A 19,731-nucleotide genomic window follows, 5' to 3' on the forward strand; every position below is an offset into this window, starting at 1 on the left:
AGGATTGGGTTGGTAACGCTCAACTCTATATTGCCACAAGAAAAAATATCTTTATTTACCGACAACATAGGGGAGAAAAGCCCGTCGCACTTCGGATGCACCCAACAGGCTTGGCTCGATCGTCGCTGTGAACCAGGATGGATCGCCCTTTAGGAAATGGGCGTGGAGATCGACAAATTGCCCATAGCGATTAGCGATTTCTTGAATTGCAGTGTTCATGCGCTGGAGGTTCTTGCGGGCGATCGCCGACTCAACCCCTACAAAGTTGCGTCTGTCATCTCCAAAGGTAGGATCGTACACATTACCAAGCACAACGGGGCGAATTGGCAACTGCTGTACAAATGTGTCCAAAGTATTAGCAAAAGTTGCAATTCCTGCACCAGTATCTTGAATTAATCCCCCCAGGAGATCGTTACCACCGATAGTGATTAGTGCAATCGCCTTTCCTTGCACCCGCAATTGGTGAGCCTGAGAAGACAACCCATCAACCGTTGCACCATCACGCGCATGATGTTGCAGTTGAGCAGGCCCGCGTGATGTTAGATCCTGACCTTGAAATTCGGGAAACAGGCGATCGTCATTCTGGACGAGGAGTTGCCCTGGATGAACCCCAAACTCGTTATATCGTCCGCAATCTAAAATTGAGTCGCCAAAGGTATATAGTGTCACCATTTCTTGCTCCCCTCGATTGCAGCCAAAGAGAGTTAGGACACTTGCCCCGCCAAATACTTGAATAAAGTGTCATCGCGTAGGTCGAAACGCAGCCATCACACTCTCCTGTTTGTCCGACCGTAGCATGAGGAGATAGTAGACGATATGAATCAGAAGATGGATTTGCGGTTACAAGCCCTGAATCTCGAAATACTTCTTACACTGGTCGCAACCCATCTCAAAGTTGAGCCAGTAGAACTTCAGCTTGTGCGATCGCTACAGGTAAACATAATTTGTCATTCTGGGTAGTTGCTGGCTGGGCAGAAGGATTTCAAGCCTATGACACAATTAGAAGAATAAGATAGAACTACTGTCACAAACCCTGCTCTGAAGAGACAGGGCTTGTAAGAGAAAGACTAATCACCCTTCAAATACAAGACTAAAACATTGTCTAGCTTGTAGGTTCACAACCTAAACTGAATAGGTACGTAACTTTGAAGCGATTTTGAACGGAAATAAGTTGTGACTGAGATTAAAGGCTTGAAAACTGAAAGTCAACGCATTTTAGAAGATTTGTTCTGTAGACAGGAGAAGGGCGAGTAATGAGCGATCGCCACACCACAACTGCTGCACGTCTCAATGTTTACACCCAAGGTCAAGGATTCCCCATTCTGGGCTTACATGGTCATCCTGGTACTGGTCGTAGTCTTTCTGTTTTTACTAATCATTTATCAAAACGCTACAAAACTTTTGCCCCTGATTTACGCGGATACGGCAAAAGTCGCTACAACGGCAATTTTGACATGAATGACCATTTGACTGATTTAGAAGCGCTGCTAGACCGTTTGCAGATTGAAAAGTGCCTGGTATTGGGATGGTCACTTGGGGGCATTTTGGCAATGGAGATGGCATTACGTTTGCCAGAGCGCGTTACTGGGCTGATTTTGGTGGCGACAGCCGCAAAACCCCGTGGGAGTCATCCTCCTATTACTTGGCAGGATAATTTATATACTGGCATTGCTGCCCTATTAAACTATATAAAACCGAGTTGGCAATGGAATATTGAAACTTTTGGTAAGCGATCGCTTTTCCGTTATCTAATCCAACAACATACATCTACCAGTTACAATTACATTGCCAAGGAAGCAGTACCAGCTTATTTGCAAACTTCTCCAGCTGCTACTCGCGCCCTCTATAGTGCAATTCAATCAGGATACAATCGGCTTCTAGATTTAGAACAAATACAATGTCCTAGTCTAGTACTTGCTGGTGAAAAAGACCGCCACATCACATCTGATTCCAGCTTAGAAACTGCTCAACACCTCAACAATTCTCAGTGGCAGTGCTATCCCAACACCGCTCATCTTTTTCCGTGGGAAGTCCCCCAGTTGGTGCTGAATGATATTGACCATTGGCTCGAAGAACATCCGCAGGTAATTCGTAATTCGTAATTCGTAATTCGTAATTAAACTGAGAATCACAGGAATTGACCATGAAAGGTTTTGCCGTTACAGGTGGGGTCTAAATCTTCACCCGTAACGTAATTACGAATTAGGAGTTGTTAATAGTCAAAAATAGTCAAAAAATTTTGACTATTGACGAAGAAATGAAGAAGGAAGATGTGGTGACGCAATGAGTGAAAAAGACGCAAGAAGTCCTATTAAAAGGATTTTCTGTGTATTCATATCTTTACGTCCCCGTATCAGAGCATCCTTTTCATTCTCTGGCCTAAGTTAAATTTGACCGCCAAAGGCAGGCTGTACTTTGCGGTCAAATCTTTCCCCCAAGTCGTCAGCAATTGTTAAGTTACTAGGTTTGCAGCGTTTGACATTCACAACAATTCCCGTAGCTCCTTCAAGCTCCAAATCTTCTATGTATCCTTTGCTTGCTAATGTTGCATCAGAAGAATTTAGAAATGGCCCGAAGTAATACGTGCAACGGGGATTCTGCGTTACAATCTCTACCCACCAAGCCAAGCCGATGTAGTCGAACGTGTTAATTAACACTTCCTTGAGGTTATGCCAAATGGTTTTCATGGTTTTAGCCGATTTATAAACGTCTACGGGGTATTAAACGATATGCTGCTTTATTATCTGTTTACATTTCTTTATACTCTGTTACTGTTATTTTTTCAAAGAGATTTTTTGCAATTTATCTAAGTGCAGCGTATTTAGCGATCGCTGGCGATAAATTTCATAAAGCGCCATACCTGCTGCGACAGAAGCATTCAGGCTAGGAGTCTTACCTTGTAGAGGAATCGATACTAAAAAATCACACGAGCGCTGAGTCAACATACCCAGACCTTCGCCTTCTGAGCCGATTACCAAAACGATTGGGCCAGTGAAATTGACTGTATGTAAAGGTTCGCTGCCACTTGCAGCAGTACCGTAAATCCAAAAGCCAGCTTCTTTTAACTCTTCTAAGGAACGGCTGAGGTTGACAACTCTAGCTACAGCAAAATTTTCTAAAGCGCCTGCTGCCACTTTCATGACCGTGGAAGTGATCCCAGATGCCCTTCTTTGGGGAATTACTAATCCTTGAGCGCCTATTGCTTCGGCAGTACGAATTATTGCTCCTAAGTTGTGGGGATCGGTAATTCCGTCAGCTACGACAATTACAGCATCGGTTACAGATTTGCACTGCTCAATTAGATCGGGCAATTCGATGTAAGCGTAGGGAGCAACTTGTGCTGCCACACCTTGGTGATTAGCCCCGTTGGTAAGATAGTCTAAACGTTTGGGTTCAACCTCATCAATAACTGTGCCATTTTCCTTTGCTTGCAAGAGAAAATGGTGAAAGCTGGGATCGTACCGCAGACGGGTAGTAATCCACAGACGGTTGAGATTGCGCTGATTTTGCAATGCACTCAATACTGGATGACGACCGTAGATGAGATCGTTATCTTCTTCTGTCGGTGTAGATACAGACGGCTGGGAAAAGTTGCTATTTCTTTGTCGGGAGTTGCTATAACTGGGGTTGGTATCTATTTTCCTGGGATTGCGATTCGGATTAACAACAGAGATGGTGTTGCCATCTACTTTTCTGGCATTGTGAGTTGGATTCGCACCAGAGATTGGGTTGCTATCTATTTTCCTGGGCTTGCGAGTGGGATTCGCACCAGAGATTGGATTGCTATCTATTTTCTTGGGATTGCGAGTCGGATTCGCACCAGAGATTGGGTTGTTATCTATTTTCCTGGGATTGCGAACCGGATTAGTAACAACACGTTTACCTTTAATTTTTACGGGTTGTCCCCGATTTGGTTCGCTAGAAGTCAAGATTTTTTTGGGTTTATCCTGCATTTGAATTATGGATATAGCGTATGGTTGATTGTTCCGATTACCTCAATTTTTTGAATCTAATCTAGTGCTGTGGCTACTGCGAAATTGAGTTTTTACTCTTTTTCTAGATGAAGTATTTGCAACAGTTCGGTTAGACGTTGGTAATCGGTGATATATAAGTAGCCTATTAAAGTTTCTAGACTAGTTGCCTGTTGATAAATTTCGGGATTAAGTCGCTTAGGGCGTCCTGTTGCGGCGTTTCTACCCCGTCGGACAATTTCTAATTCGGTATCCCTGAGATGAGGAATCAGCGATCGCAAATGTAGCGCTTGTGTTTCTGCTCTTACCTGCTCCACTACCAGACGATGGTAAATTCCTGACCGCTGCAATGGCAGCAGATAGAACATTCTAACATACAACTCATAAATTGCATCCCCCAAATATGCTAAAGCACTAGGAGAAATTTGTTGCACTTGTGAGAGGGAAATCTGTTGGAATGGCCCTGTGGTTGCCAAGAGTGCTTCAGTCCAAGACAAGCTCTGTTTGGGAGTTTCATCTTGTCCATCTAATAGCTCTTCCTCCTGTGACTTCACAAATAAATCATTCCTTGACGGGCTACATTTGGCAGGCATTCTTCGCAAAGACTGATTTTTCTGAAGTATGCCGTGATAGTATACTTAGCATCATCAATACTATCAAAATTACTTCTTAATTTCATCTTTTTGATTGAGAGTTGGCATTTAAAATCACCCTGATGTCAACATCTATAAACCAAATTTCGCCTACTTGTTGTGGTCCGCGCCTCAGATAGGGTAAAATTTTAACATCAAATTCACCCTTCTACTTGGTAGCATCTGCCATACTTACTGAGTAAACGACAACTTTTAACTATACAGCATCAAGTCAAGTCTATCTATAAACAAATCTGCTGGCTTTGTATTTCTTACAACAAATATCTCAGACTTGATTATTTATCCAATATTCTAGCCAACGATTACATACCCAATACACACCTAATAAATTGGGTCTTTATATCTTTAGTTATTACTCAACTTTAAACATAATAGCTCAACTGGCTTTATGCCTCTCCCACAAGGAGAGAGGTTTTCTGCCAGAAGTTTTAAAAATTAAGCTATCCGATTTTGAATCTAGATAGCTAAATTTAACTCTCAGATCGAGCAATCAAGACTACTTGACGTTTTCTAGAGCGTCTTCAACTGATTTTTGCAGGGAGAGAAACTTCTCTAGGCGAACAAGCTTGACCGTTTGAGTTACGCGGGCATTCGTGACAATTTGCAAAGTGCCATCAGCAGTTTGAGCCTGCTTGGCTAGCTGCACCAGAGCACCCAAGCCAGAGCTATCAACAAAGTCAATTTGCGAGAGATCCAAAATAATGTGCTTAGGACCCTCGTCTATCTTGCTGCCAAGTGTCTTGCGAAATGTCGGCTCGGAAAAAGCATCTAACAAACCTGTGAGGCGGAATAGCTGACAGTTATCCCGGACTTCACGAGTGCCTCTCAGGCTAACGGTTAGATTCAGTGGCTCAGCAATAATTCCCTCCTCATGAGTTAAAGTGAACGCTCAAGTATAGATGGTTTTTGAGCAAGTTGTCTACAATCTGCTGGAATAGGGGATTGGGCATTGAAAAGAGGCAGAGGGGCGGGGTGCGGGGGGCAGAGGGGGAAAACTCTTCTCCCTGCTCCCTATTTCCTATGCCCCATACTTCGACTGCGCTCAGTACAAGTTCTCCATTTCCCATTCCCCATTCCCTATTTTTACCTCACCTCTGCCACGGCTTGACGTGCTGTTCGCATGGCTTGAACAAATTGCTCAAACAAGTAATCAGCATCGTGGGGGCCAGGACTAGCTTCTGGATGATACTGTACGGAGAACACAGGTAGAGATTTGTGCCGTACCCCGGCAATGGTGCGATCGTTTAAGTTTAGGTGGCTGATTTCTACAACTGCCGTAGGTAAAGAATCTGGGTCAATAGCAAAACTATGGTTTTGACTAGTAATTTCTACTCGTTGTTGTAAACCGGCAGGCTGATTCAAACCACGATGACCAAATTTGAGTTTATAGGTTTCTGCTCCTAGTGCATGACCTAAAATTTGATGTCCCATACAAATACCAAAGATAGGTTTTTCACTTAACAGGAGTGCTTTAGCAGTTGCAATTCCTTCAGTGACAGCAGCAGGGTCGCCAGGCCCATTAGAAAGAAACACACCATCTGGATTGTATTTGAGAATTTCTTCTGGTGGTGTATCAGCGGGTACAACAATTACCCGACAACCATAACTTACTAAGCGACGTAAAATATTGCGCTTAACGCCAAAGTCAAGGGCAACAACGGTAAAGGCTTCCCCAAGATTTTCCGCAGTTTCAGAGTTAAATTCCCAAGTTGGAATTGTGGGATCGGACCATTCATAAGCCGTTGAGGTGGTGACTTCACGAACCAGATTTAATCCTGCCATGTTGGGGGCTGCTAGTACCTGCTCTAGCAATTCCGCTTCATCAAGAATAGTAGTAGAAATACCACCGTTCATCGCTCCGAACATCCGAATTTTGCGGGTGAGAGCGCGGGTATCAATGCCGTATATCCCTGGTATTTGGTTTTGTTTGAGGTAGTCAGGTAAAGTTTGTGTCGATCGCCAGTTACTCGGACGGTGACAAATATTCCGCGCGATCGCACCCCGCACTTGGGGCCCATCTGATTCTTCATCTTCCAGATTGACGCCAGTATTCCCCAATTCAGGATAGGTAAAAATCACAATTTGACCCCGGTAACTAGGATCGGTCAAGACTTCTTGATAGCCTGTCATGCCAGTGTTGAACACCACTTCTCCGATCGCGGTTCCTGTCGCACCGAAAGACCAACCGCGATAAGTGGTTCCATCTGCTAGGACAAGTAAAGCTGGTATTGAGTCAGTCAGGGGCATAGGTGATAGGATTGGGGATTGGGCATTGAAAAGAGGCAGAGGGGCGGGGTGCGGGGGGCAGAGGGGAAAACTCTTCTCCTTGTTCCCTGCTCCCTATTTTCTATTCCTTAATACTGCGATTGTTAATTATCCCATGAGTTGAGCAATTGGGAGTTTTTAAGATAGTTAATTAAAATTAAAAGGGAATTAAAGTAGCGGGAGTGGATTTGGCAAAGCTTGGGCAGTTAAAATTAATTATGCTTCAGTCTTTTTTATCCCGTGCAACCCTAATTTTTGTATCAAGCACTCTAGCGGTTTTGTGCGTTGCCTGTAGTGAAGACAAACTGAACACCGCTACTGGTGGCGATGAGCAACCTATGCCAATTGGGGATCTAGCACCAGTCCAGCCTAGCGTTAAACCAGTAAGACCAGCAGCTACCCCAGAAGCGCAGCCGCTAGATCCGTTTGAAAGTGAACCAAGTCTTTTTGAGATGGGACGAGACAAAGCTGTTGGCGCTTGGAGTATCAGCCAATCGGCTCAATCTCCAGATGATTGGAAATTGGTGGCGAGTCAGTATCAGGATGCGATCGCGCTGATGCAAAAAATCCGACGACAAAGCCCAGAATTTGCGATCGCTCAAACCAAAATTACAGAATATCGCCGCCAGGTTAAATATGCCCAACAGCAAGCTAATCCTCGTCCTGTTGCAGTTAGAGAACCTCAGAAAATAGTCGTTGTTGTTCCCCAAAGAGAAACTATACCAAAGCTCACTTTACCTCCACGAGAAACAAAACCGTTATCACCAGAGCCAGCTTTGCCTTCATCAGCAGTGGTTATTCCCGATGAAGCAGTATTTACAGCGCCGATAAAAAGACGAATTGGTGGTACGCCAATTGTGGAAGTTACCTTTAACGGCCAGCAACAATTTGAGATGATTGTGGATACGGGAGCAAGTGGCACTGTCATCACCCAAGAGATGGCTAATGCTTTGGGAATCGTCACAGTGGGAAAAGCTAAGGCAAACACCGCGAGTTCCAGAGCTGTAGAATTTCCCGTGGGCTATGTTAATTCGATGGCAGTTGGTGGGGTAATGGTAAATAAAATACCAGTTGCGATCGCAGGTGCGGAACTAGAAACTGGACTTCTAGGACATGACTTTTTTGGCAACTACGATGTCACCATTAAACGCAATGTGGTAGAGTTTCGCCCGCAATTGCGATCGCAAATCAATTCCCCAGAAACTTCACTAACTCCTCCAACTTCGTCCAAGCAGCCCCACTTTGTAGGATATCCTTAGCGATTTTAATACCCTCGGCGTGATCGAGGAATGCGATCGTACCCGCTACTTGCAGCGCCAACGATGCATTTAAAGCTACTGCATCTTGTTGCGCCTGAGTTCCCTTACCTTGGAGTACCGCCTTAAGAATCCCCGCATTCTCTTGGACATCGCCACCCCGAAGCATACCTATGGGAGCAGGCGTTAAATCCAAATCTAGGGGATTAATAGTAGTTAACTGTACTTCGCCGTTGGATAAAACCGCCAAGTCAGTTTCATCTCCTAACCCCGCCTCATCAAGTTTTTCTCGCCCGTGCAGCACAATCGCCTTTTCTTTGCCCAAATTCTGTAAAGCTTCGGCAACAGTTGCCAAAAGTTTGGGAGTAAATAAGCCCACCACTTGCCCAGTTGGACGCAAGGGATTTACTAACGGCCCGAGCAAATTAAAAATTGTTCGCACTTTCAAAGTCCGCCTTAATGACGCAACCGCCTTTAGTGCTGGATGCCAACCAGGAGCGAACAAGAAGGTGATCCCGACTTCTTGTAGTGCGGCTTGTACTTTTTCACTAGAGGCACTTAAGTTTACACCCAAGGCTTCCAATACATCTGCACTTCCCGTAAGACTTGATGCTGAACGATTGCCGTGTTTAGCGACTGATACGCCAGATGCAGCAGCGACAAATGCAACTGCTGTAGAAATATTAAAGGTTGATGACCCATCTCCACCAGTGCCACAGGTATCTATTACAGTAGCGAGTGGTGAGTGCTGAGTGCTGAGTGGTGAACATTGAGATTGTAATACTTCAGCCATACCAGTCAACTCGTCGGCAGAAATGCCTCTAAAGTTCAGCGCTGTTAAAATTGCTCCTGATAACTCTGGAGGAACCGCTTCACTGAGCCAACCTTGCATCAATTCAGCAGATTGAGTACGCGATAAAGATTGTCCATCTATTAATTGTTGCAGCAGCACATACCAGCTAGCAGAGGATTCTTGAGCAGGGATTGGGGGAGTTATCATAGCTAAGATTTGTATGTTGTAGCTATATTGAGAGCTATGGGGTTATCCTACCGGAAAATTGGAAGCTATCAAAGTTAGGTTTAAATCTCAAGGCTTAATTGCAAACCTGGATTAGCAAGATTCTGAACTTGTGATTTTTTTTCCAAATCAAGTTTAACTTTGTAGTTAGTAATGAATAACTCTTTTCCTTTCGCTGCACCACTCTGCTTATAGTTATTCATGCCATACTGCAATTCCCATGCTGAGATATTAGCCCATCGAAAATTTTCTCTAATTTGCGATGAGTCGTCATAGGTAATTAGCCAGCGATGATGACATTGTTGCAAAAATTCAGCAAATCTCCGATCTTCAAAAGAGGTGTGCAAGTCCCCATCTTTACCATATAGCTTTGATTTTTTAGCGCTAAAATATGGTGGATCTAAAAATAAAAATACATCTTCTCCTTCTGGCTTTAATAGGTGGCTGTAATCCAAATTAGTAATTTGGACATTTTCTGATAAAATACCTTCTAACTTTTCTAATCGTTCTATTGAAGAATCAGTAAATCTTTTATGGAAAGCTTCTTGGGAAAAACCGCCTGATTCTAAGGTTCCAGAAAAAGTAATTCTATTGAGAACGAAAAAACGAATGGCTCTTTCTAAATCAGATAATTTATTCACATCTACACTAGTCAATTCTGAAAACAATAATTTGCCATCTGTATACTTGACTTTAATATGGCGAATTTCTTTAACTAACTGAGCGATATCAGATTGGGCAAATTTCCAGAATAAGAATAGTTCAGGGTTTAAATCATTAATCCAAATTTTGAGATCGGGAAACTTTTGTCTTAAATAAATGAATACGGAACCACCACCTACAAAAGGTTCTCGAAATTCAGAAAAGCTTTCTGGTAAATATTCAACTATTTGATTTATGGCTTTCGACTTACCACCAGGATATCGTAGAGGGCTTTTTAGCATAAAAGTAGTTTTTTGTGGCTTAAAATATATTAATTTAATTATTCAAACATTTATACAAAAAGAAGATTCAACTATCTGTAAAATAGTCTGAATCTATCTTTTTGATTTCATAAACCGATACTATTGATACACCTACATTATTATCAATCATCAATTGTGCTAATTCTTGACCATCTATTAAGACAACCTTTATATCTATGTCAGCTACATAATTTTTTGCATCTTGAGTAAACTTAGAAGTAGTAATAAACACTCCTTTTTTTGCTCTTTGCCCATATAATGCACCAACAAATTTCTGGATTTCTGGTCTGCTTATAACATTAGCGTCCCATCTTTTAGCTTGGATATAAACAACATCTAATCCTAATTTATCTTCCTTAATTATACCGTCGATTCCACCATCACGACTTTTACCAATTGCTTTACCAGCATCACGCCTTGAACCTCCATAACCCATTTTAATAAGTAAATCAATTACAATTATTTCAAAAAAATCTGACGAAATAGTTTTAATCCGATTAATTAAATCTATTTCTAATTCATTGCGAATTTTTTGATATCCTAATTCTATAGACTCTTGGGGAGTTTTTTCTGAGATTTCGTCAAAATCTGGATTAATCTTATTGTCTTGTTTTTTTGAACTTTTAAAGTTAATAAATTCAGAGAATTGACTAAGAAATTGAACATCTATCTCTTGTAGAGATTGTCTAGTTACATTTATACCTTGTTCTGTAATCTCAAAATATCCTCTCTTTGGCGTTGCTAATAAACCTGCTTTCTTTAAGTATGTTCTTGCCCATCCTACACGATTATCAAATAATGGTTGTTGACCACTAGGTAATAATTCTTTTCGTTCGTCTTCACTTAAATTGAACTGGTCGGCTAAAGCTCCAATGGCTTCTCTTATAGAGTGTTCTTGACCATCAAGCGCATATTTAAGTAATGGAAGCATTATCTTTTGATAATCAGGTATTGCCATTTTTATCTATCTAAAAGTTTACAAAAATAAGACTATAGGCATTTTTAACATCCTTATCAGAAAATTGGTGAAAAATAAGTTAAGCGATCGCAAACCCATAACACAAAACTACGCACCCGTAATATATATTGCTGAATTTTATATCGAGTTTATGTTGCAATTTTGTAAAAACCTGTTACATTACTTTACAGGCAGTTATAACTGTTACAACATAAAAGCTCGGAGTATTATTTATGGCAGACGTTAAGAAGACTACGCCTTCGGTTTCGGAAGCTCCTAATGCTTTGCACTGGGGCTTCACTCCTCAGAGCGAAAACTGGAACGGTCGTTTTGCAATGATTGGTTTTTTATCTGCTGTTGCACTTGAAGTGTTTTCTGGTCAAGGGATTTTACACTTCTGGGGCATTCTCTAAATTTAAACGTTTTTAGCTTCATTAGATTATGAGGCAAGACGGGGATTAGTAAAATTGTCTGCCTTGCCTCGTAATCTCAAGAATTAGAAAACTCACCAGCAACTACCGTGATGAGCGAAATATTACACGCCCTGGAGATTCTTCTTGATTAATTCGCGCATACACTCGAAGAGAAGTTAAGACTTCGCCAGGAATACCACCACAGTCTAGTTGTAAGTCATCCTTGGATAAAGCACAGATATCTGCATAAAGTCCCGATAATTGGCGAATTCGCACTTCATTACCTGCATTAATAGCTTCATCAGCGACTTTCTTCAGGATGCGCCGTGATTCATGTTGTAGCTTTCCCCACCAAGAATAGCGTTCAGCCGGTGGTACAAATACTAGAGAATGTATCGCTTCGTCCATGTCAATCCAAGCACGGAGAATTGACAGGGGATCGGTGTTTTTCTCAGCTTTTTGGGTGCGTTGGAAGCGATCGCTTAAAGCATCAATATATCGATCGCGCTGTTCGGGTTTAGAGTGTAAGGAAACGACATCGAAGCTAAAAACACTCTTTAAAGCGTGATGTAAATCTGGGTCTATTTCGATAAAATTCATATATAAAAATAGGAATGCTGCTGGTAAATCAGATGCATTACCTTGAGTAACTAGATGATTTGAAAGTGGTTGTTGATACAAACTCAATCCTTGAGTTTGAACAGTTCCACTAAGACCGGGGTAGATAATTTCGTCGCGGATAAAAGGAAGTTGAAAAAGATTAGAATTATCTGCGATCGCACCAACTTCTTGAGCCAAATCTAAGGTGCGCTGTCGCCAAGTTGCAGCCAAATCTTCTGGTATTCGCAGCAGTTTGCGTTGAATCTCATTCCACAAATCTGAGTCTGTTTGGCTTTGCAGTTGGGAATTACCCAAATAATAACTAAGTTCTGAGTCAGAATTAAAAGCTTCTCGGAGGTGACTTAGTTTCAACTCATCTGGCACATCTTCCCAACCAGTATTTTGCTGTGGTGGTTCAGGTTGTAAGAGGTTATGAAGTTCTTGCAGCACATCATCACATATTTTAGATCCTGGATCTAGTGGTAATTCTGCGCGAGCCTGATTTAAACTAGCCTCTAGTCCATACAAACTAAACCGCAGTAATCGGGCTAACTCCGAGTTTTCTATCTCTAATAATTGACGCAAGTGCTGCATGAATCTCACCTCCAAATATTTTCGTAGCGAATAAAACTTGGCAAACCTCTGCGCCCCTTTGCATTTAAAAATATTAATTTTTTTCAACGCAGAGGAACGCAAAGGTTAACGCAGAGGAACGCAAAGGTTTAATGCAAGAGTTAATGTATGCCGCAAAAGGGATCGCGTTCTTTATCAACTTCATTAGGTTGCAATTCTAATTCAGCACGATAAACACATCCTTCTTCTTTCAAGCATTCTTGATTTGATGATGTCCAGTAAGGGACTTCACCAGCGTGCATCCTTAGAATACCTCGATCGTCGAGAGTTACACGATATTGGCAAGGGTAATCTGTAGTTACATCTGGTTTACTGAGTGCGCCAATTCTGATCCATTTTTTGCTATTGGTTTCGGCATCTGTTTGATAAACATAGAAGGTGTGCTGGCCAGTTTGTGGGAATGGAGGTAAGGGATTACTAATTAACCCAATTCCTGGTTGCGTCACCCCATCGCGCAAATAATGAAATTTGTGAAACGTTTTACTACCATCATTTCCAACTTCAAATACAAGATGATAGGCATCTGGTTGATCGACAGTTGCAGACTCAATCACATTGACGGCAATATCACCATCATTTAAGTCTTTATTGAAGCGTTCTACAGCAATATTCCAATTCAATTTACCATCAGCAAATAGCGCTGAAGTTTCTGAAACTACCGATTCTAAATCAATACCAGAAATGTCAATCAAATAATGGGGATTTCCTTGACAAAGCAATACGTTAAATTCGAGGGTTTGGTCAATCTCAAACTGGACTTTGATTTTTTTCAGAAATTCTACTTCTGGCATTTCCAGTTGATTCATCAGGTTTTTGCCGTCAAAGCTTCCCCATAGTCGTAAATCTCCCTCTTCGTAATCTTGACGGTAGATAATATTAGTTAATTGTATGCCTTGCCAATGAGTACGAACTTTAGCAACAGTTTCCCAAGGTGCAAGTTGATAGAGTTCTTGTCCAGCTTTGAATATAGTTAGTAAATCGTTGCTTTGGGTTTTGCGTTTGAAGTTGCAGGGTAAATAATAAAATAGATTTTTGACATCAATTTCTAGCTGGTTGGCTCCCTTACGCAACAAGCTTTTAGACTCTTCAGGGTCGAATCTCAATCTTCGTAACTTTTCGGCATAACAAGCACCGGCGGAGGTGGCTAGCTTGGTAAATTCCAACACAAAAGTAATCCGTTCTGGATTCCAAACAAAATATGGAGATTTACTAAATTCTTGGTAGATTTGACGCTGCACTACGTCTAAATTGCAAGTTTTACCAGACAAAATTAACCAATCAACTTTTTGGGAATTCCAAGAATCTTTGGTGAGATCGTCGGGACGCAAACGACTTTCCATTAATCCTTTGGCAATTCCGATCGCTTCTTTAATTCCCGAAGCGGCGGCTCGTTCAAATTGCTGGTTATCTAAGGTGACGCAGATGTTATTGGGATCTTTAACTTGCAATTTAATGGCGCTTTGGGTAAGCAATTCGGAAATTTGCTGCTCAGAAAGTGTAAAGGTTAATAGAGAATTCTCTGTTGGTGGCTTTTGCCCAAGTTTAAGTTTGGCGGCTTCTGCATAATCCCAGAGAATATAAAAAGATTGCAGACGTTGAGGTGCTTGTTGCCAACGAGTCGACAATACTTTCTCGGCTGTATCTAGGGCATCTTTGTAAGCAATATCGCCTTCTGGATTTTCTTTATCTAGACATTTTAAAAGACTGCCAGTTTTGAATTTGCCTTGTTCTAAAAAGCGCTCGTTTAACTCGGAGTTAATTAAATCTTCTAGCTTTTCGTTTTCAAGATCGCCTGTTGTAACTGCTGTCAATAAATAATCTGCGATCGCAACTTTTAATAATCTGAAAATTCGCAGTGTAATTAACTCACCACCTAACTGTAAATGACCGGATGAACCTAATAGTTTGGGAGTAAGTTTATAGTAACGTCCTCCTAAACCCCGGTCTTCATAATCGGCAAAGGCTGGGGTTTTATCTTCTAGAGTCAGTTCAATTAAAGCTAAGTCTGTGGTTCCCCCGCCAATATCCAAGACGAGGACATTTTGTGACCATTTATTTCCTACTTGGCGACAACGGGTTTTGAATGACTCGATCCCAATGTTGAGATTACCGCCAAATTCTCGCCATAAAAAGAATATTGCTACAGAAACGGCTTCATCATAAGCAGTTTGCACATCATCGATTCCCAACTGCTCAACCAATTCCCTAACTTCCTTGCGAACAACTGGTGGGGCGACTGTTGGGTAGGTGACAACTGCTGTTAAAAAATCTCCTTCCGAAAATCTGCGTCGTGCGTGTTGGCGGTATTCTTCAGTTAACTCGATTAAATGCGCCCAAGCAGATTGGATTAACTGGTTGGCGGTAATTGTTTCTTCTTCGCCATCCAAAATAACTGAAAACGATCGCTCCTGGCCAAAATAGCGTTTGGGTGAATGGTGAAACCTGCTAATGATTTCCTTTAAAGAACCGCTTGTACCTTGAGCGATCGCTTTTTTTCTGTTATCTCTAGCTTCCCTACCCATCCGCAGTTTTAAATCCTCTAAGTGTGAAATTTCCGCCTCGCTGGGAATTTCCGTATCGCGGCGATCGATATCCAGCACAACTGGGATCAGATTTTGCGACTCTAAGGTAGGGACGCGGAACACCTCATGATAGATTTGGTAAAGTTTTTTGCTGACAGCACGGCGGAATCTCTCGCTGTTTCCTAAAGAAAGTTCAATTTGGCGAATTGCTTCCAAAAATCGCTCTTTATTATCACTTTCAAATACTTCGCTCAATCGGCTGGGTTCTATCTCTAAATTTTTGCTAATTTCTATGATAAACTTTGCCCAATCATCAGTGCTAACATCCGGTAAAGCTACTGAGGCGGGAGAACTCAGCCATTGTGATAAGCGATCGCGCAACCGCATTTCTTGCTCTTTAGGTAAAATTTCTGCGATCGGTACTTCAATAGGATCGAAAAGTGTGACTGTCGAATTCGATGTACCAAAATCTAAAGCAAACCATCCCGGAAATCTTTTTTGTTGTTTCTCGCTTGGTTCGCGATCGGTATAGTTATTCAGTTTAAAAGGGTTCATTATAGTATCAAATAATTCTGTTGAACGATCGCTTTTTTATCTAGGGCGATGCCTACACCTTTTCATATAAAAGCGTAGGCATCGCTATGAAAATTCCATCATTTACTAAGTTTATGTTGAAGATTCTTGCTCACTTGCAAGTCTTACTTGTTCGATAGTTAAATTAAGTAATTGGGCAACCTCTTCCATTGACATACCACGAGCTAAGAACTGAGGTACAAGTTCAAGTTTTACTTGTTCTCGTCCTCGTTGTACTCCTAGTTCTATCCCCTCTTGTTTAGCTTCTTGATAAACTCTAGTTTCTTCTAACTTAACTCCTAACATTGCCTCTACCTCTTCACGACTTAAGTTTGCGAATTTATAAACTGCGATCGTTGTGATTACTCAGATGCAAGTCTTACTTGTTCAATGGTTAAATTAAGTAATTGGGCAACCTCTTCTATCGACATACCACGAGCTAAGAACTGAGGTACAAGTTCAAGTCTTGCTTGCTGTAATCCTTGTTGTATTCCTTGCTCTCGTCCTAGTTGTATTCCTTGTTCTCGTCCTAGTTCTAATCCTAGTTCTAGTCCCTCTTGTTTCGCTTCTTGATAAACCCTAGTTTCTTCTAACTTAACTCCTAACATTGCCTCTACCTCTTCACGACTTAAGTTTGCGAATTTATAAACTGCAATCGTTGTGATTACATCTATTATCTCCTTCTTAGCCAAGACAGTTATCTGCTCTTGTTGCACCCGCTCAATTAAACGTTTCGCATCCTGAACCATTTGAGTCTCTGAGGCAATAGTCAACTGCATCAAACTAATACCTACTTTGTACTCATCAGGATTACCTAACTCATCTAAATAAATCCGTTGTACTTGAGAACTGTTCAGTAACGATCTGTGAATAGTGGTTTTTTCTGGTTCCAAGCTGCGAGACTGTAAAATAATTACCCCGTACCAGTCATCGTAAAGTGACGCGTTACGATACATATACAGCATGGATTCTGAGAAAAAGCGATGGTACAGTAACTCATCCTTTTGGAATTGTACCTCAGCAAAAAAGATTATCTGAGATGTTGCATCCGGTGGAGGTAAAAATACCCCATCAATCCGAAATGTTGGTTCTTTAACTTCAACTGATTCAAAGCGATAGCTAGCAGCTTCAGGCGGTGGCTGTTCTACTAACTCGAAAAACAATCCTGGGACACGCTTGAAAATTGTATAAAAAATCGCATCACGCCTCATAAATACATCCTCATATCTTGACGCGATCGCGTCATCTCAAATCATCTAAATAAGAAACAGCAGCAAGTTCGGAAATAATCTGCAACCAAGTCGGAATTTGGATTTCAGATGGTAATTCTCCAGCCGCCAAATATCTTAGCAAATTTTCTTTTTTGGAAAGGTTTTGCAAACTAGGAATAATTTGATCCAAAATACCTTCTAGTTCGGCATTAATTTGCTGATTAACTTCGCTAACATACTGCACAAGATGGAGGCTGGCGCTAGCTGTAATTTCATCTCGCAGTCGCAGTACTAAAAGTTGGTGATTGCTCGATCTGGGTAAACCTTGGCTTTTCTCTGGTGCCCAATCAAAGATTTGACCAACATTGTGTTTATCGTCTTGACGTGCTAAGGGAAAGATAATTTCGGGCGCAACAGTTTTATCTTTACTACTGATTTCCGAGACGATTGCTTCTTTCCATTCGTTAGGATCGCATCCTAGTAATAATTTGTAAAAGAGATCGGCATCTTCAAAACCAAATTTTTCTTCAATTTCTTGTTCCATTTCTGGGTGGAAAAATGCCTGTAATTGTTCGCGTTCTGGGGCTATATAATTTGATAATTGGTTCAACAAATCTACCACGGCTTGCTGGATGCGATCGCGGGCAAAATCTTCTACTTCTTTAACGGTTTTCTCAAATACTGGATAAAAATCATCGCTCTTAGTCGGAAGGGAAGTATTTACGCGGTTTCCCCGATCGAATAATTTCCCAGCTGCACCTTTAGATTCTGCCAGAGCGATCGCTCCATTATTGGCTTTGTTGAAGAGTAAAGTCCACTGGTTCCAATTGAGGATTCTAAAGGTGAGTTCGTCTTTCACTACATCGCTGACAACAACACCGCGCCGATCTTTGAGTGGTTCTTTCCCGATATCTTTTTGAAAATTTCTGTAGATTTTATCTAAGCTTTCGATCAAAAAACGCAATTCGATAAAAGCGGGACTATCGCCTGTGGGGATACCTTGCTCGTGAATTTCATCTATGATGTCTTTCAAGCGATCTTGTTGCTGACTTACCACATCAGCAGCTCTTTTGGTATCTTCATACAGTTGCTTCAGACCATGAGTAGCTACGTGAGTTTGAATTAATTCCCGCAGCTTACTAAGTCCGCCATCTTGACTAAAGTAACCCAATTGTCTGCCCAAATAGCTACGAGTGTTAGATTCTATCAAATTTTTACTTAATAGTTCCCATTTCTCTTGTAGCCGTTTAGACCTGTCTAGGTAATCAGGATAGTCTAAGTTAGCTAAAAAGTCTGGCGAACCAGCTTTGACTTTACTAGAACGTTTTGCCAATTCAGCTAATCCCAACAGTGGCGACAGTAAAACGATGCGGTCTTTTTGGGTTGTAAACGCTGCTGCACCGTCAATGGTAGTTTGCAGAACTTTGAGTTTTTGGAGAACCGTTTCCTCTTCTAAATGGCTATCTTCAATCAGATGGTCAAGTTCTCTTTCGCCACCCTCGCTATCTAGAGGGAGTTGATCGAAACGACCCACACCAACGAGAATTAAATCTTTCAGGTCTTGTCCCGGTCGCTGTTGCTGCATCATGGTGAAGATTTTATTGGCGCGATCGCTTCCGGGAGATTTACCATTTAGCAATACCAAAATTGTCTGTACTTCTGCCAATTCCCGCAATGACAAAAAGGTATCCCTAGCCCCAGAATTAGCAGCCCCCAATCCCGGAAAGTCGATGAGAATAAATTTAGCTGCGTCTGCAAAATCCCAAATTTCCCGTGAGATTTTCACATCAATATCGACGCGGCGGATCAGTGGGAAACTGTTTTGCAATAACTTTGTTGGTAGTCTCTGGGGTGGACTCGGTAATCGGATATGCGCTGGGGGTAGATCCTCGAATTTCAGAGTTTGGATTGCCATTGGCTGCTCGACTAGCTGTAGCCCTTCGCGGGCAGTCACCGCATCAATTTGGTAGTGCCCACCACACATAACTTCCCCATAAGCTTGATAAGCCCGCAGGAATAATACCAACTCCCGGAGTAAATAACGCAACTCTAAATTGTTACTGCTATTCCATGCTTCTTCACACCAGCCAATAATATCTGTGCCAGAGTTGAGTTTCGATACTGGTATCGGAGGAAGCCCTGCTGCTGTGGTTCGTTTATTGGCTTCCCCTAGCATGAAGCGGAGACACTCGTGTACTCCCTCATGGGAAAGATACTCTACCGTAAAGTTGCTTAATTGCGTCGTTGTAAAATCGTCTTGCGGAATAATATGTATGGCGGTAACATTACCTGTAGTGGGGTTTTCACTGACTGGTAAAGCATCTGCATATCCAATTAGACTGCCTAAAAGTAAGGTTTTTCCACTACTAAATTCTCCCATCACACCAATTTTGACAGGCGAAGTTGCCAGGCCTACAGTTTTCTGGGCAGCCGATCGCAAACGCAGAAGACAGTCATCAAGACTAGCTGGAACCCAATCTTCTTGTTTAGAAGGGTACTGGGGCACAGAATCTATCTTTCGGAGAATGAATTCGCCGTACTCCTTAAAACGGCCCAGTTTATCTGGTTCCATAAAGTAGTTTCCGCCTAACATTAATTTCTGTGAGCTTTATAACATATAAAATGCGATTACCAGGCATTGTTACAACCAGTTGATATCACATTTAGCATTTCTCTCATTTAATTTGTGATTT

At 41.8% G+C, this 19,731-nt stretch carries 18 protein-coding genes; 4 read left to right on the forward strand and 14 right to left on the reverse strand.

Annotated elements, in window-relative coordinates; translation table 11 throughout:
- Window positions 1-51: 51 nt before the first annotated feature.
- The gene (locus ACR5KR_RS08795; protein ID WP_445626894.1) at window positions 52-672 is read right to left on the reverse strand and encodes an SGNH/GDSL hydrolase family protein; all 621 of its coding nucleotides are present in this window, start codon (window positions 670-672) and stop codon (window positions 52-54) included.
- Window positions 673-816: 144 nt separating this feature from the next.
- Between ACR5KR_RS08795 and ACR5KR_RS08800 the strand changes: the two genes are divergently transcribed.
- Entirely contained in the window at window positions 817-960 is a 144-nt protein-coding gene (locus ACR5KR_RS08800) for a hypothetical protein (RefSeq protein WP_445626893.1), read from the forward strand.
- A gap of 293 nt (window positions 961-1,253) precedes the next feature.
- A complete protein-coding gene (locus ACR5KR_RS08805; RefSeq protein WP_448266219.1) occupies window positions 1,254-2,102 on the forward strand; it encodes an alpha/beta fold hydrolase in 849 nt (282 codons plus the stop codon).
- Between the two features lie 282 nt (window positions 2,103-2,384).
- Here ACR5KR_RS08805 and ACR5KR_RS08810 read toward each other — a convergent pair whose 3' ends face one another.
- From ACR5KR_RS08810 to carA, 5 genes are all read right to left on the reverse strand, one after another.
- The gene (locus ACR5KR_RS08810; protein ID WP_448266221.1) at window positions 2,385-2,687 is read right to left on the reverse strand and encodes a DUF1816 domain-containing protein; all 303 of its coding nucleotides are present in this window, start codon (window positions 2,685-2,687) and stop codon (window positions 2,385-2,387) included.
- Window positions 2,688-2,774: 87 nt separating this feature from the next.
- Complete coding sequence (rlmB, locus tag ACR5KR_RS08815) at window positions 2,775-3,953, reverse strand: 23S rRNA (guanosine(2251)-2'-O)-methyltransferase RlmB (RefSeq protein ID WP_448266222.1); 1,179 nt, start codon at window positions 3,951-3,953, stop codon at window positions 2,775-2,777.
- 92 nt (window positions 3,954-4,045) lie between these two features.
- Complete coding sequence (locus ACR5KR_RS08820; protein ID WP_194044898.1) at window positions 4,046-4,525, reverse strand: Mini-ribonuclease 3; 480 nt, start codon at window positions 4,523-4,525, stop codon at window positions 4,046-4,048.
- A 595-nt stretch (window positions 4,526-5,120) separates the two neighbouring features.
- Entirely contained in the window at window positions 5,121-5,486 is a 366-nt protein-coding gene (locus ACR5KR_RS08825) for an STAS domain-containing protein (RefSeq protein ID WP_084227153.1), read from the reverse strand.
- A gap of 221 nt (window positions 5,487-5,707) precedes the next feature.
- The gene (gene carA / locus ACR5KR_RS08830) at window positions 5,708-6,871 is read right to left on the reverse strand and encodes a glutamine-hydrolyzing carbamoyl-phosphate synthase small subunit (RefSeq protein ID WP_445626889.1); all 1,164 of its coding nucleotides are present in this window, start codon (window positions 6,869-6,871) and stop codon (window positions 5,708-5,710) included.
- A gap of 236 nt (window positions 6,872-7,107) precedes the next feature.
- Here carA and ACR5KR_RS08835 point away from each other — a divergent pair, with 236 nt between their 5' ends.
- Window positions 7,108-8,148, forward strand: a complete 1,041-nt coding sequence (locus ACR5KR_RS08835; RefSeq protein WP_448266223.1) for a retroviral-like aspartic protease family protein — start codon at window positions 7,108-7,110, stop codon at window positions 8,146-8,148.
- On the opposite strand, the gene trpD is transcribed toward ACR5KR_RS08835, so the two are convergent.
- The 3 genes from trpD to ACR5KR_RS08850 form a co-directional block, all read right to left on the reverse strand.
- Window positions 8,078-9,145: an anthranilate phosphoribosyltransferase gene (gene trpD, locus ACR5KR_RS08840; RefSeq protein ID WP_448266224.1), complete on the reverse strand. Its 1,068-nt coding sequence runs from the start codon at window positions 9,143-9,145 to the stop codon at window positions 8,078-8,080. The genes ACR5KR_RS08835 and trpD overlap by 71 nt on opposite strands.
- An 80-nt stretch (window positions 9,146-9,225) precedes the next feature.
- The gene (locus ACR5KR_RS08845) at window positions 9,226-10,107 is read right to left on the reverse strand and encodes a DNA adenine methylase (RefSeq protein ID WP_448266225.1); all 882 of its coding nucleotides are present in this window, start codon (window positions 10,105-10,107) and stop codon (window positions 9,226-9,228) included.
- 67 nt (window positions 10,108-10,174) lie between these two features.
- Complete coding sequence (locus ACR5KR_RS08850) at window positions 10,175-11,086, reverse strand: winged helix-turn-helix domain-containing protein (protein ID WP_448266227.1); 912 nt, start codon at window positions 11,084-11,086, stop codon at window positions 10,175-10,177.
- Window positions 11,087-11,319: 233 nt separating this feature from the next.
- Between ACR5KR_RS08850 and ACR5KR_RS08855 the strand changes: the two genes are divergently transcribed.
- A complete protein-coding gene (locus tag ACR5KR_RS08855; protein WP_448266228.1) occupies window positions 11,320-11,499 on the forward strand; it encodes a high light inducible protein in 180 nt (59 codons plus the stop codon).
- Between the two features lie 102 nt (window positions 11,500-11,601).
- Here the strand turns inward: ACR5KR_RS08855 and ACR5KR_RS08860 are convergent, their stop codons facing one another.
- The 5 genes from ACR5KR_RS08860 to ACR5KR_RS08880 form a co-directional block, all read right to left on the reverse strand.
- Window positions 11,602-12,693 carry a hypothetical protein gene (locus ACR5KR_RS08860; RefSeq protein ID WP_448266229.1) on the reverse strand — a complete coding sequence of 364 codons (1,092 nt, stop codon included), beginning with the start codon at window positions 12,691-12,693 and terminating at the stop codon, window positions 11,602-11,604.
- A 140-nt stretch (window positions 12,694-12,833) separates the two neighbouring features.
- Window positions 12,834-15,809 (reverse strand): molecular chaperone, encoded by a 2,976-nt coding sequence (locus tag ACR5KR_RS08865; protein WP_448266230.1) that lies wholly within the window; start codon window positions 15,807-15,809, stop codon window positions 12,834-12,836.
- A 111-nt stretch (window positions 15,810-15,920) separates the two neighbouring features.
- Window positions 15,921-16,133: an aspartate aminotransferase gene (locus ACR5KR_RS08870; RefSeq protein WP_448266231.1), complete on the reverse strand. Its 213-nt coding sequence runs from the start codon at window positions 16,131-16,133 to the stop codon at window positions 15,921-15,923.
- 56 nt (window positions 16,134-16,189) lie between these two features.
- Window positions 16,190-17,038 (reverse strand): Rpn family recombination-promoting nuclease/putative transposase, encoded by an 849-nt coding sequence (locus ACR5KR_RS08875; RefSeq protein ID WP_445626878.1) that lies wholly within the window; start codon window positions 17,036-17,038, stop codon window positions 16,190-16,192.
- Window positions 17,039-17,069: 31 nt separating this feature from the next.
- On the reverse strand, window positions 17,070-19,610 hold the full coding sequence (locus tag ACR5KR_RS08880) for a proteasome protein (protein ID WP_448266232.1): 2,541 nt from the start codon (window positions 19,608-19,610) through the stop codon (window positions 17,070-17,072).
- Between the last annotated feature and the right edge of the window lie 121 nt (window positions 19,611-19,731).

This window comes from Nostoc sp. DSM 114159 (assembly GCF_053470285.1).